Genomic DNA, 12,542 nt, shown 5'->3' with positions numbered 1-12,542 from the left:
CTTGCCTCGGCAGGCAGGCGGAGCCTGCCCGGCTGCGCGAGGCAAGACGCCGGGCATGGTGTCGCTGTTTGACTGGTGCGTGCCGGTTGGTGGTGGATAGGTGCCGGGATAGATCCAACCTTGGCCAGGCTCTATCAGCCTCTACCGCCCTTTAGTACTCTTTACACGGCCTGAGCGCCGCCATCCACGGGCAGGGCGATACCGGTCACGTAATCGGAGGCCCTGGATGCCAGGAAGATCACGGCGCCATCCAGGTCTTGGGGATCGCCGGGCCGACCGGCGGGAATGCGGCGCTGGGTGCGTTCCAGCCAGGCCGGATCGCTGAACATGGCCGATGTCATTTCGGTCTTGAACCAGCCGGGCTCGATGGCATTGACCTGGATGCCCGCCGGTGCGAATTCGATGGCCAGGCTTTTGGTCATCTGTCGCAGGCCGCCCTTGCTGGAAGCATAAGCGACGCTTTCGGGCAGGCCGTTGGCGCTGCCATATGAACAGAAATTGATGATCTTGCCGTGTCCGGCCGTGCGCATGTGGCGCAGCGCTTCGGTGGCGCAGATGAAGCTGCCATGCGTGTTGACAGCATGGACGGCAATCCATTCCTCATCCGGGAAATCCAGCGACGGGCACTTGCGGTGGATGCCCGCCGCATTCACCAGAATATCCAGGCGGCCGTGGCGGGCGACCACTTCCTGCATCACGGCGCTGACCTGCGTGCGTTCGCGCGTGTCGCAGCGCATGGCTTGCGCACCCAGGCGGTCAGCCTGTTCCTGCAGTACGTCTGCGCGCCGGCCCAGGATGATGACAGTCGCGCCGGCGTTGCGCAGCGCGCGAGCGGCGGCTGCGCCCAGGCCGGAGCCGCCGCCGGTCACGACCGCGACCTGGCCGCTCAAATCAAAAAGTTGCTGTGCCGGGTTTGCCATGGTGATGATGTCTCCTTGTTGATGGCGCCAGTGCTGGCAGTGGGGGAAATCCACGGCCCAGACTGGTTCTGGAATGGTATTCCATTTTTGGGTGGCAAGGGGACGGGTGCCCCGGTCGCGGTGGCGGGCAGGCACGGGCAATGGCGTTGCCGCGGCAGCGTCGCTGTTGGTCCTGGCGCTGCCGGCTGGCCGCGCTGGCCGGGTTCAGTCAGGCGTGTGCAGCAGGCCGTCGATACCCATGGTGAGGCTCAGCAGCACGACCAGCAGGATGGAGAAAAGGAAGAGCTTGCGTGCCCAGGGGCCGGGGTTGCCTGGGTCGCAGGGCGCCAGCGTCAGCCTGAGCCAGTAGAGCCCGCCAGCCAGGGCCGTGACCAGGTAGAGCCAGCTGGCGGCGCTGAAAAGCGGCAGCATCAGGCTGCAGGCGGCGAAGGCGGCGGTATAGCCGATGATCTGACTGCGGGCCGAAGCGAGCCCGTATTGCAGCGGCAGCACCGGGATTCGAGCGGCGCGATAGTCTTGCGCCCGGAAGATGGCGATGGCGTAGGAGTGCGGCATTTGCCACAGGCAGAACATCAGCAGCAGCATCAGCGCACCCATGTCGAAACAGCCGCTGGCCGCACAATAGCCGATCACGGGCGGCATGGCGCCCGACAGGCTGCCGATCAGCGTGCCGTGCACGGTATTGCGCTTGCCGTAGAGGCTGTAGGCGCCGACATAGACGGCAAAACCCAGCAGTCCCAGCAGGGCGGCGAGCGTACCGCCGCCCTGGGTGCCCAGCAGCAGCAGGCCGGCCAGCCCCAGCAATGTGCCGTACAGCAGGGCGTGGCGGGGGGCGATGAGGCCGGTGACCAGGCTGCGTTGGCGCGTGCGCGTCATCGCGGCGTCGATGTCGCGGTCGATATAGTTGTTGAAGACGCAGCCCGAGGCGATCACCAGGGCCACGCCGGCCGCAGCCGCCAGCAGGGTGGCGAGGCTGGCGTGGCCGGCGGTTCCCAGGAGGAAGCCGCCGACAAAGCTGACCAGGTTGCCGGCGATGATGCCGGGTTTGGTCAACAGCAGGTATTGCCTGAACATGCGCACGGCGGGCCTTGCCTTTACATCATCATGTGGTCGTTCATGCTCCAGATGATCCAGAGCGACAGGCCGACCACGATCAGCAGAATGACTATCGTGAAGACAAAACTGGACAGGTTCCAGCCGCCTTCCGAGTGCCGGTTCATGTGCAGGAAGTACACCAGTTGCACGATGGTCTGCACGATGGCGAAACCGAAAATCAGCAGCAAGGTGGTGGAACGTTCCAGGCCGGTGGGGTACATCACCAGCGCGAACGGAATCAGCGTCAGGATGACCGCCAGGATGAAGCCGGTGTTGTACGAGCGCAGCGTGCCGTAGCTGGCGCCAGCGCTATCGGTATCAGTGTGGCCGTGTTGGGACATGATTACAGGGCTCCCGTCAGATAGACAACAGTGAAGACGCAAATCCAGACCAGATCCAGGAAGTGCCAGAACAGGCCCAGGCAGGCCAGGCGGGTCTGGTTGCGCGGCGTCAGGCCATCCATCGAGGTCTGGTGGATCAGCACGGCCAGCCAGATCAGGCCGGCGGTAACGTGCAGGCCGTGCGTGCCGACCAGACCGTAGAAAGCGCCCAGGAAGGCGCTGCGGCTGGGGCCGGCGCCTATGCTGGCCAGATGCTGGAATTCATAGATTTCCATGGCGATGAAGAGCGCGCCCAGCACGAAAGTCACGCACAGCCAGCGCAAGGCGTTGCTCTTGTCGCCACGGTGGATGGCCAGTGAGGCATAGCCGAAGGTGATGCTGGAGAACAGCAGCACGAAGGTTTCGCCCAGGACAAACTTCAGGTTGAAGATTTCCTGGCCGGTCGGGCCGCCGGCATAGGCGTTCATGAGCACGACGTAGGTGGCGAACAGGCTGCCGAACAGTACGACGTCGGACATGAGGTAGATCCACAGGCCGAAGACGGTGTTGTCGCCGTGTGCTTCGTGCCCGTGGTGGTCATGGCTGTGGCCGTGGCCTGTGTGCGGCTTGGCGTGCGCGCCGGTACTCGGGTTCAAGGTATGAGTGGACATATTCAGGCCTGGCTCGCTTGGACTTGGGATTGGGCAGCTTGGGAGTGGGCAGCTTGGTAATGGGCGTTCTCGATGCGCTCGATTTCCTTGACCGGCACGTAGTAGTCCGTGTCCTTGTCATAGGTACGCCAGATGAAGGTGATGATCGTGCCTGCCAGCCCGGCAATGGCCATCCACCAGATATGCCAGATCAATGCGAAGCACAGCGCCAGCACGAAGGCCGACATGATGAAGGGCAGGCCGCTGTTGCGGGGCATATGGATGGGCTCGTAGTGCGCGGGGCGCGCAATGCCGCCATGCTTCTTGGCTTCATGGAAGGCATCGAGCGTATCGGCGCGCGGCGTGACGGCGAAGTTGTAGAACGGCGGCGGCGAGGAAGTCGCCCATTCCAGCGTGCGTGCATTCCAGGGGTCGCCCGTCAGGTCGCGGTTCTTGTTGCGGTCGCGGATGCTGACCACCAGCTGCAGCACCATGAAGAAGATGCCCAGCGCCACGAAGCACGCGCCCACGAAGGCCACGTACAGGTAGGGTACCCAGGCGGGGTTGTCGTAGTGGTTCAGGCGGCGCGTCATGCCCATGAAGCCCAGCATGTAGAGCGGCATGAAGGCCAGGTAGAAACCGATGATCCAGCACCAGAAGGAGTAGCGGCCCAGGCGCTCGTTGAGCTTGAAGCCGAAGACCTTGGGGAACCAGTAGGCGTAGCCGGCGAAGTAGCCGAACAGCGCGCCACCGATGATGGTGTTGTGGAAGTGGGCGATCAGGAACAGGCTGTTGTGCAGCAGGAAGTCGGCGCCGGGGATGGCCAGCAGCACGCCGGTCATGCCCCCGATGGCGAAGGTGACCAGAAAGCCGATGGTCCACAGGATGGGCGTGGTGAATTCCAGCCGGCCGCGGTAGATCGTGAACAGCCAGGTGAAGATCTTCACGCCTGTCGGGACGGCGATGATCATCGTCATGATGCCGAAGAAGGCATTAACGTTGGCGCCGGACCCCATGGTGAAGAAGTGGTGCAGCCAGACGATGAACGACAGAATGCCGATGGCAACGGTCGCGCCCACCATGGACTTGTAGCCGAACAGCTTCTTGCGGGCGAAGGTTGCGGTAACTTCGGAGAACACGCCGAAGGCCGGCAGCACCAGGATATATACCTCGGGGTGGCCCCAGGCCCACACCAGGTTCGCGTACATCATGGCGTTGCCGCCAAGATCATTGGTGAAGTAGTGGGTGTCCAGATAGCGGTCCAGCGTCAGCATGGCCAGCGTTCCGGTCAGAATGGGGAAGGAGGCGATGATGATGACGCAGGTGACGAGCACGGTCCAGGTGAACACGGGCATTTTCATCAGCGTCATGCCGGGGGCGCGCATCTTGATGATGGTCACGAACAGGTTGACCCCGGTGAGCAGAGTGCCCAGACCGGATGCCTGTAGCGCCCAGATGTAGTAATCCACCCCCACGCCCGGACTGAGCTCGATGCCGGACAACGGCGGATAGGCGACCCAGCCGGTCATGGCGAATTCGCCTATGCCCAGCGACAGCATGACCAGCACCACGCCCACCACGAACAGCCAGAAGCTGAATGCGTTGAGGAAGGGGTAGGCCATGTCGCGCGCGCCAATCTGCAGCGGCACGACGATATTCATCAGGCCCACGACAAATGGCGTGGCCACGAAGAAGATCATGATCACGCCGTGGGCGGTGAAGATCTGGTCGTAGTGGTCGGGGTGCAGGAAACCTTCGCTGCCGCCATTGGCCACAGCCAGCTGGGCACGCATCATGATGGCGTCGGCAAAGCCGCGCACCAGCATGACCAGCGCCACGAAGATATACATGATGCCGATCTTCTTGTGATCGACGGAGGTGATCCATTCAGACCAGAGATAGCTCCACTTGCGCAGGTAGGTGATGCCGCCGACCACCGCCAGGCCGCCAATCAGGATGGCGATCAGGGTGATGACGACGATGGGTTCGTGTAGCGGTATATCCGCCAGGCTGAGTTTTCCTAACATGTCCGGTCTCGGTTACAGGGCATTCGGGTGCGTTTCCGGGGCGGCATGTCCGCCCTGGAGGCTATCGTGGCTGGGGGCGTCGTCCTGGGCATGGCCGTGCCCGTCTGCCGGTGCGGCGGCGTGGTGGCTCATATCGACGAACTGGCCGATGATGCGTTCGAACAGCTTGGGCTCGAGGCTGGCGTACTGCTCGATCGGGTAGCGGTAGGGCGGGTTTTCCGGGCGCTTGGCAACTTGCAGGAAACGCTCGAAATCGAAGTCTCCGCTGCCGGCGCGGGTGTGCTGCACCCACTGTTCGAATTGCTCTGGCGGCAGCGCGTGGGCGACGAAGTGCATGTCGGAGAAGCCATTGCCGCTGTAGTTGCCGGAAAATCCGCGATAGTCGCCCGGTTCGTTGGCGATCAGGTGAAGCATGGTGCGCATGCCGCCCATGGCATAAATCTGGCCGCCCAGCTGCGGGATGAAAAAGGTATTCATCGAGCTGTTGGAGGTGATTTCGAAGGCGACGGGGGTATTGGCCGGGATATACAGTTCGTTGACGGTGGCGACGCCCTGTTCCGGATAGAGGAAGATCCACTTCCAGTCCGCCGAAATGGCCTGCACGGTGATGGGCGGCACCTCCGAGTCCAGCGGCCTGTATGGATCAAGTTTGTGTGTACTTTTCCATACAACTACTGAGAGTATGCAAATAATAATGATGGGGAAGCCCCATACGACCACTTCGACTGCGGTGGAGTGTGACCATTCCGGCATATAGCGGGCCTTGGCCGAGGCGCGGTATCTCCACGCGAAGACCAGGCTGAGGATGATGGCAGGCAGGACCACGATCAGCATCAGGCCGACAGCCGTGAAGATCAGGTTGCGCTCCTCTATGCCGACCTGGCCCTTGGAGTTGATCAGTTCCCAGTCACAGCCTGACAGGCCGGCCAGCGCCAGCAAGGCTGGAAGCATGCATAGGTGTCGTATTTTCAACGGTTTCATCGTCATTTCTTGGACATGGGCGGGGACGCCGGATGAGGAGTCGCAGGCGGGGGGCCGGACGCGGACGCCGAGAGGGCGTGTCCTGGCGTGACATGCTCTATGATTGGGGCAGGCTGCAGGACCGGGCCGGACGAGGCTTGCGAGATTTGTATGTATTTATACATATAATGTATGCATACAATATTCTGCAGGATCGGAATATATCACAAACAATCACCATACGATTCGCATGAATGACAAAAGCGATGCGTCGATGGCTGCGCCTGCCTGGCTGGATGCGCTGGTCGACGGCGGCGGACCGCGCTACCTGCAGATTGCCGATGCCATTGGCACGGCGGTGGATGAAGGACGCCTGCGGCCCGGGGATCGGCTGCCACCGCAGCGGCACCTGGCCCGGCAACTCGGGCTGGATCTGACGACAGTGACGCGTGCCTATGCGGAGGCTCGCCGCCGTGGCCTGCTGGACGCGCGTGTCGGGCAGGGGTCGTTTGTGTCCCATGGCCCCGCCGACGACGGCCGGGTGGCCGACCTCAGCATGAATATTCCGCCGCCGCCGCCGGGCGACAAGCTGGAGCGCATGTTGCGCCAGGGCATGAACGACGTACTGGCGCGTGCCGATGTCGACACACTGATGACTTACCACTGGGGGGCGGGCAGCCTGGCCGACCGCGAAGCGGCGGCGGCATGGCTGGAAGCCAGCCTGGGCCGGGTGGACCCGGCGCGTATTGCGGTGGTGCCGGGGGCCCAGGTGGCGCTGGCAGGACTGGTGCTGGCGCACAGCGCCCCGGGCGATGCCGTGGCAGCCGAGGTATTGAGTTACCCCGGCCTGATGCAGGCGGTGCGGCAAAGCGGCAGGCGCATGGTGGCGGTGGCGACCGACGAGTGCGGCATGCTGCCGGACGAGCTGGAACGCGCTTGCCGCACCCAGCGTGTGCGCCTGTTGTATCTCAACCCGACGATTCAGAACCCGACCGCCATGACCATGCCGGCCGGGCGCCGCCAGGACATCCTGGCCGTGGCGCGCGCACATGGGGTCCATGTCATCGAAGACGACCCCTACAGTTTCCTGGCAACGGAACGCCCGCCTGCGCTGGCGCAGCTCGCGCCGGATATCGTGAGCCATGTGGCGACGCTGTCGAAATCATTGACGCCGGGCTTGCGCACTGCTTTCGTCGCTTTGCCGGATGCCGCCACCCAGGACGGGTTTGCGCTGGCCATGCGGGCGCTCACGCTGATGGGCGCACCGCTGATGGCGGCGTTGGCGACGCAATGGATACGCAGCGGCGTGGCGGATGCTTTCCGCGATGCCGTTGCCGCGGAAGCACGCATACGCTATGAGCTGGCGGAAGCCGTGCTGCCCTTCGCGCACCGTGAAGGACCGCGTGGCTTTCATATCTGGCAAGCTGTGCCGGCGCAATGGAGCCTGAACGGTCTGCTGGCGGCGGCCAGCGCCCATGGACTGGGCATTTGCACTTCCGAGTTTTTCACGGTGGAAGGCGTGGCGCCCAAGGCCATACGGATTTCGCTGGGTGCGGTGCCGGACCGGCGCCGACTGGAACGCGCACTCAAGGTGCTGGCGGATCTGCTGGCGCAGCAGCGCCCGGCCTTGCCAGCCGTGGTGGTGTAGGGGGGGCGGTGCAGACGGAGGGGCGGGCCGTGCGCCCGCCGGATTGTGCTCAGGGCCGTTTGACAGCGGTGACTTCGATTTCAACCAGCCAGCCGGGGTTCACCAGGCCGGCCACCTGCATGGTGGAGCGGGCATTCAGGATGGCCGGGCTGCCGCCGAAGAATTCGGCATAGCCGGCGCTGAATCCGGCGAAATCCATTTTGCCGGTCGCCGGGTCGGCAACCAGATAGGCCTGGACCTTGACGACATCCTCCAGCCCCAGTCCCAGCGCGGCAAGCTGGCTCTTGATCTTGCCCAGGACGCTGATGGTCTGGGTTTTCGTGTCGCCGAACGCAGCGGCGCTGGTAGGCGGCGCGTCCTGGTTCTGCACCGATGGCACCTGGCCGCTGAGATAGACGGTTGCCAGGCCGGGTGCGACTTCCGTGGCGGCGGCGATGGGAGATTGCGGATTGCCGGAGGCATGGCGCGTAATGCCAGTGGCGCTGGCAGGCGTATGAACCAGCGCGGCGGCAATGAGGGCGGCGGGAATCAGCTGGCGGCGGAAGTGGGCTTGCATGGATAGACCTCGTCTGAGTGGCAGGGGAAAGGGTCGGCAGCGCGCCGGCCTGCGGGCCGGCGTGCAGGGATGGGTTCAGGCCGCTTGCGCGTGGGCGTGCAGCTTGGCGATCTGTTGCCAGGCGGATTCGATGGCACCGGAGAGCCAGCCGGTCTGGTAGCTCAGGTGTTCGCCGGCAAGATAGACCCGGCCTTCCGGCTCCAGGAGCAGGGGATAGGTGGTGCGGCGTCCTTCTTCGCTCCAGTGGGCCCAGCCGCCCCGGTTGTAGGGTACGTTTTGCCAGGCAATGGAAAAGCTGTTGCGGAAGCTTTCCTGGTATTGCGGAAATATCTTCTGGCCGTTGGTCAGCGCGAAGGTGGTGCGTTCGGCCGGGTCAAGCTTGCCGATGGTTTCGGCGTTGCCGCCGAAGTTGTAGTAGCCCAGGATGATGCCTGCCGCACCCTGCCAGTTGTTCGAGGGCAGTGTAATGTTGCCTATGCCCTTGATATCGGTGCGGACGTGGCCGCCATAGATGGCGTCATCCACTTCCCAGAACCGGTTTTTCATCTGCAGGCCGATTTTGCCGGCGGGCATGTAGGGCACCGAGGCGATGGCGGCCTTGAAGGCAGCGGAAAAATCGGTGTCCAGGTCTTTCAGCACGGGCAGCGGGATCGTGCAAATGCAGTAATCGGCCTGCAGCGTTTCGGCCGTGCCGGAGCGGGTGTCCTTGACGACCACGGTGACGCCCGCATCGTTCTGGCGCAGCGATTGCACTTCCGCCTGGTAGCGGATCAGGCCGTTGAGCTGCCGTGCAAAGGCGGCGGGAATCTGGTCCATGCCCTCCAGCGGATGGAACATGGTGATCTGCTGGTTGAAGCTCTGCACCGATTGGTAGATATGCCCCAGCCTGGAACCCAGTAGTTCTGCGAAGCCCAGCGGGTCGGATGGCGTGCCAGGGCCGGGTTCGGTGCCCGCGCCCGGATTGACGGCGTAGCCACGGCCATTGGTGCCGTGATAGCGCAGGTCGTCCTTGCCCAGATAACCTTCCTGCGCCAGGTAGTCCAGCAACAACGCCTTGTCGGCGGCGGTGATTTGCTCGTCCAGCTTGCCGTCCACGATGCTTTTGGCCAGCAGTTCATTGACGTAGCCACGCATGTCCGCCTTGACCTCGCCCTGCCGCAGGCGCTGGCCTGAAAGCGCACCTGCGTTTTCATGGTAGACATAGGCAGCGTCGTTGTCGTTGACGAAAATGCCCAGCGGCACCTTGAATTCGCGCGTGTAGTACAGCGTGGAACGATGGTGGTAGGGGATGCGCATCGGCCCCAGATTGAAGAAATCTCCGCTGTCGAAGTCGCAGACAGAGGGATTGCCGGGTTCTTCGCTGCGCGTCCCTTTGCGGGCGGTGCGCGCCCGGCCGCCAGCGATGGGCCGGGCTTCCACGATCATGCAGTCATAGCCCGCCTTGCGCAGTTCGTAGGCGCTGGTCAGCCCGGCGATGCCGGCGCCCAGTATCAGCACGCGCTTGCCCTTGCCGCTGCCTTGCAGCCTGGGGGGCTGGTCGCTCTGCGATGCCAGCGTCAGGCCCCAGGCGTTCATTGTTGCCATGGCCAGGCCCAGGCCGCCCAGTGCGGCGGCACGGTAAAGAAATTCCCGGCGGGTGGGGATAGCGGAAGAAGGGGTGCGGATGCTGTCTGACATGGATTTCTGCCTTGCGGGTGGGTGAGAACTCCACATGCAAAGCAATATCCATGCCATCTTCCGGTCACTGTGGGCAGGCCCAGGGCAGGCACCAGAATGACGCAACCCGCACTGTGACGAGGCCTTGCGGCAGTGCGGGCGCGCCGCCAGGCGGCCCTGGGGTCAGGCTGCGCGCAGTAACGCCATGGGCGGGGTATTCAGGATGCGCCGTGTCCCGGCCAGGCCCAGCAAGGTGATGACCAGCGCCGCCAGCAGGGCGGTGCCGGCCAATTGCGCCCAGGGCAGCGGTACTGCCGCCATGCGGAACACGCTTTGCCCCAGCCAGCTTCCGGCACCTGCGGCGCCCATCGTGGCGGTCAGTGCGGCAATCAGTCCCAGGACCAGGAATTCGCATAGCGCGGCCAGGCGCAGTTGGCGCCGCTGGGCCCCCAGGGTACGCAGCAGCGCGGCTTCGTGGCGGCGTTGCTGCGTGCTGGCGGCCAGCGCGGCAGCCAGCACCAGTGCGCCGGCCAGCAGGCTGAAGGAAAGCACCCAGCTCACTGCGCTGCTGACACGCTCGATGATGCTGCGCACGCGTTCCAGCAGGTCATTGACGTCCAGCATGCTGACGTTGGGGAATTGTCGGGCCATGTCCGCCAAGTGGTTGTTCTGCGCTGGCGGCAGGTAATAGCTGGCGATCCAGGTATGCGGCATGCCGTCCGCGTGGGCCGGGTCCAGCAGCAGGAAGAAATTGACGCGGAAGGAGCTCCAGTCGACTTCCCGCACGCTGTCTATGGTGGCGGTGACGCTGCGCCCGCCGCTCTCCAGTGTCAGGCTGTCGCCCAGCTTCAGGCCAAAGCGTTCCATCCAGCCCTTTTCCACCGACAGGCCGGCCGCTCCGGCCTCAGGCGCCTGCCAGGCGCCGGCGACCAGCCGATTGGCCGAGGGCAGCGTGGCGCTCCAGGAAAAACGCAGTTGCTCGGCGGCGCGCTCGCGCTGTTCCGGGGTCTGGTAGAAGCTCTCAGCAAGCTCGCCGTTGATGGCAGTCAGTTTGCCTACGGCCAGCGGCAGCATTGCGACCTGGGAGGCACTGGCCTGGTCCAGGGCGGCCCGGTAATCGGGCACTTGTTCCTCCAGGACATTCAGGGCGAACCAGTTCGGTGTTTCATCCGGCAGTTCCGAACGCCATTCCTGCAACAGGGCCGGGGCGGCCACGGCCAGTATCAGCAGCGCGCACAGACCCAGGCTCAGCGCCACGGCCTGGACGGCGCTGGTGAAGCGGCGGCGGGCCAGCGACGCCAGGCCCAGGCGCAGGGCGGGGTGGATGCCGGCGGCGACACGGCGCGCCAGCCACAGGGCCAACAGCGCCAGGATGGCAGCCACCAGGGCTACGACCGCAAGGCTGATGGCAAGGATGATGGCCAGCCTGGCGCTGCCGGCCTGCATCCAGATCAGTCCCAGCGCGGTAGCCAGTGGCAGCAGGTAGAACAGGTCGAAACGGCGCACGCGGGGTGCCACGCTGCGGCGGAACACCGCCGCTGGCGGGACGTCCGCCAGCCGGGCCAGCGGCGGCAGGGCGAATCCGGCCAGGATGGCCAGGCCCATGGCGGCAGCGGCCAGCGACGGCAGGACAGGTTGTACGGTTGGCAGGGCGCCGCTGAACAGCTTGCCTGCGACTTGCCAGGCCAGGGCGGACAGCCCTTGTGTCAGTGCGATACCCAGCAGGGCGGCGGGCAGGGCCAGTGCGGCCAGCGTGCCAGCCAAGAGCTTCAGCACGTCGGCGCGCGGGGCGCCCAGTGCGCGTAGCAGCGCCACTTCATCGGTCTTGCGTTGCGCATAGCGCTGAGATGCCAGTGCGATGGCGACGCCGGCCAGCAGTGCTGCGAGCAATGCGCACAGGCGCAGGAAGGCGTTGGCGCGCTCGAAGGCGCCGCCCAGGTTTTGTTGCGCGTCTTCCAGTTCAATGAGGCGAGCGTTGTCTGGCAAGGCCTGGCTGGCCGCCCATTGCTTCCAGTCCTGCACGGCGCCGGGCGCGCCGGCCAGCAGCAGGCTGTAGCGGGCGCGGCTGCCGGGCCCCAGCAGGCCGGCGCGTTCGATGTCGGCAAGCGGGGCCAGGGCCGTGGGGGCCAGTGCGAAGACGTTGCCGCCGTCGGGCTGGCGCAGCAGTTCACCGGCAATCCGCAGATTGGCGTCGCCGATCTGCACGGTGGCGCCTATGTCGACGCCCAGTGCGGCAAGCGCGCGCGCATCCAGGTAAATTTCACCGGGCTGGGGAGCGGGGGCGGTGTGTTGCCTGCCGTCCGCGTCGCGCAGCGTGATTTCCCCGCGCAGGGGCCATTCGGGCGAGACGGCCGCCAGGTTCAGCAACTGGGCCTGTTCCTGGGCGAAGGCCATGCTGGGAAAACGCACGGCATGGGCCGTGGCGAGCGCCATTTCCCGGGCCTGGATTTCGTATTCGGCAGGGATAGGGCTGGGGGCGTTGATGCCGCCATCGCCGCCGACCAGCTCGGCGGAACCTGCGGCAATGCTGTGTTCAACCCGTAGTGCCAGGGTGGCGACCACTCCCAGCGCAACAATCGAAAGCACCAGCGCGAGCGCCAGGGTGCGCAATTCCGCCAGGCGCCATTCACGCCGGACGGTACGGAGAGCCAGGGGGAGGATATTCATGGATGTCGGGCAACAGCGGGAGTGGGACGACACGGGAAGCAGG

Annotated in this window: 10 protein-coding genes; 1 reads left to right on the top strand and 9 read right to left on the bottom strand. The window is 64.8% G+C overall.

What is annotated here, in order from left to right; translation table 11 throughout:
• Window positions 1–161 precede the first annotated feature (161 nt).
• The 6 genes from ACEW7X_RS15065 to cyoA all read right to left on the bottom strand — a co-directional run bounded on the left by ACEW7X_RS15065 (window position 162) and on the right by cyoA (window position 5,993).
• The gene (locus ACEW7X_RS15065; RefSeq protein ID WP_134838883.1) at window positions 162–920 is read right to left on the bottom strand and encodes a glucose 1-dehydrogenase; all 759 of its coding nucleotides are present in this window, start codon (window positions 918–920) and stop codon (window positions 162–164) included.
• 204 nt (window positions 921–1,124) lie between these two features.
• Entirely contained in the window at window positions 1,125–1,994 is an 870-nt protein-coding gene (cyoE, locus tag ACEW7X_RS15060; protein WP_068367377.1) for a heme o synthase, read from the bottom strand.
• 20 nt (window positions 1,995–2,014) lie between these two features.
• Window positions 2,015–2,356, bottom strand: a complete 342-nt coding sequence (gene cyoD, locus ACEW7X_RS15055; RefSeq protein ID WP_068367375.1) for a cytochrome o ubiquinol oxidase subunit IV — start codon at window positions 2,354–2,356, stop codon at window positions 2,015–2,017.
• A gap of 2 nt (window positions 2,357–2,358) precedes the next feature.
• Window positions 2,359–3,006 carry a cytochrome o ubiquinol oxidase subunit III gene (cyoC, locus tag ACEW7X_RS15050; protein ID WP_068367373.1) on the bottom strand — a complete coding sequence of 216 codons (648 nt, stop codon included), beginning with the start codon at window positions 3,004–3,006 and terminating at the stop codon, window positions 2,359–2,361.
• A 2-nt stretch (window positions 3,007–3,008) separates the two neighbouring features.
• Complete coding sequence (gene cyoB / locus ACEW7X_RS15045; RefSeq protein WP_068367370.1) at window positions 3,009–5,012, bottom strand: cytochrome o ubiquinol oxidase subunit I; 2,004 nt, start codon at window positions 5,010–5,012, stop codon at window positions 3,009–3,011.
• A 12-nt stretch (window positions 5,013–5,024) separates the two neighbouring features.
• On the bottom strand, window positions 5,025–5,993 hold the full coding sequence (gene cyoA / locus ACEW7X_RS15040; protein WP_130486487.1) for a ubiquinol oxidase subunit II: 969 nt from the start codon (window positions 5,991–5,993) through the stop codon (window positions 5,025–5,027).
• 229 nt (window positions 5,994–6,222) lie between these two features.
• On the opposite strand from cyoA, the gene ACEW7X_RS15035 reads away from it, so the two are divergent.
• On the top strand, window positions 6,223–7,620 hold the full coding sequence (locus tag ACEW7X_RS15035) for a PLP-dependent aminotransferase family protein (RefSeq protein ID WP_068367366.1): 1,398 nt from the start codon (window positions 6,223–6,225) through the stop codon (window positions 7,618–7,620).
• A 49-nt stretch (window positions 7,621–7,669) separates the two neighbouring features.
• Here ACEW7X_RS15035 and ACEW7X_RS15030 read toward each other — a convergent pair whose 3' ends face one another.
• The 3 genes from ACEW7X_RS15030 to ACEW7X_RS15020 form a co-directional block, all read right to left on the bottom strand.
• Window positions 7,670–8,176: a RidA family protein gene (locus ACEW7X_RS15030; RefSeq protein ID WP_127775244.1), complete on the bottom strand. Its 507-nt coding sequence runs from the start codon at window positions 8,174–8,176 to the stop codon at window positions 7,670–7,672.
• A 75-nt stretch (window positions 8,177–8,251) separates the two neighbouring features.
• Entirely contained in the window at window positions 8,252–9,853 is a 1,602-nt protein-coding gene (locus ACEW7X_RS15025) for a flavin monoamine oxidase family protein (protein ID WP_068367362.1), read from the bottom strand.
• A gap of 162 nt (window positions 9,854–10,015) precedes the next feature.
• On the bottom strand, window positions 10,016–12,499 hold the full coding sequence (locus ACEW7X_RS15020; RefSeq protein ID WP_420177384.1) for an ABC transporter permease: 2,484 nt from the start codon (window positions 12,497–12,499) through the stop codon (window positions 10,016–10,018).
• Between the last annotated feature and the right edge of the window lie 43 nt (window positions 12,500–12,542).

Origin of the sequence: Kerstersia gyiorum, from assembly GCF_048595715.1 — a bacterium.
GTDB classification, from domain to species: Bacteria; Pseudomonadota; Gammaproteobacteria; order Burkholderiales; family Burkholderiaceae_B; genus Kerstersia; species Kerstersia gyiorum.
Note: the sequence above shows the minus strand (reverse complement) of the source record. Positions and strands in the feature narration are given on the sequence as shown.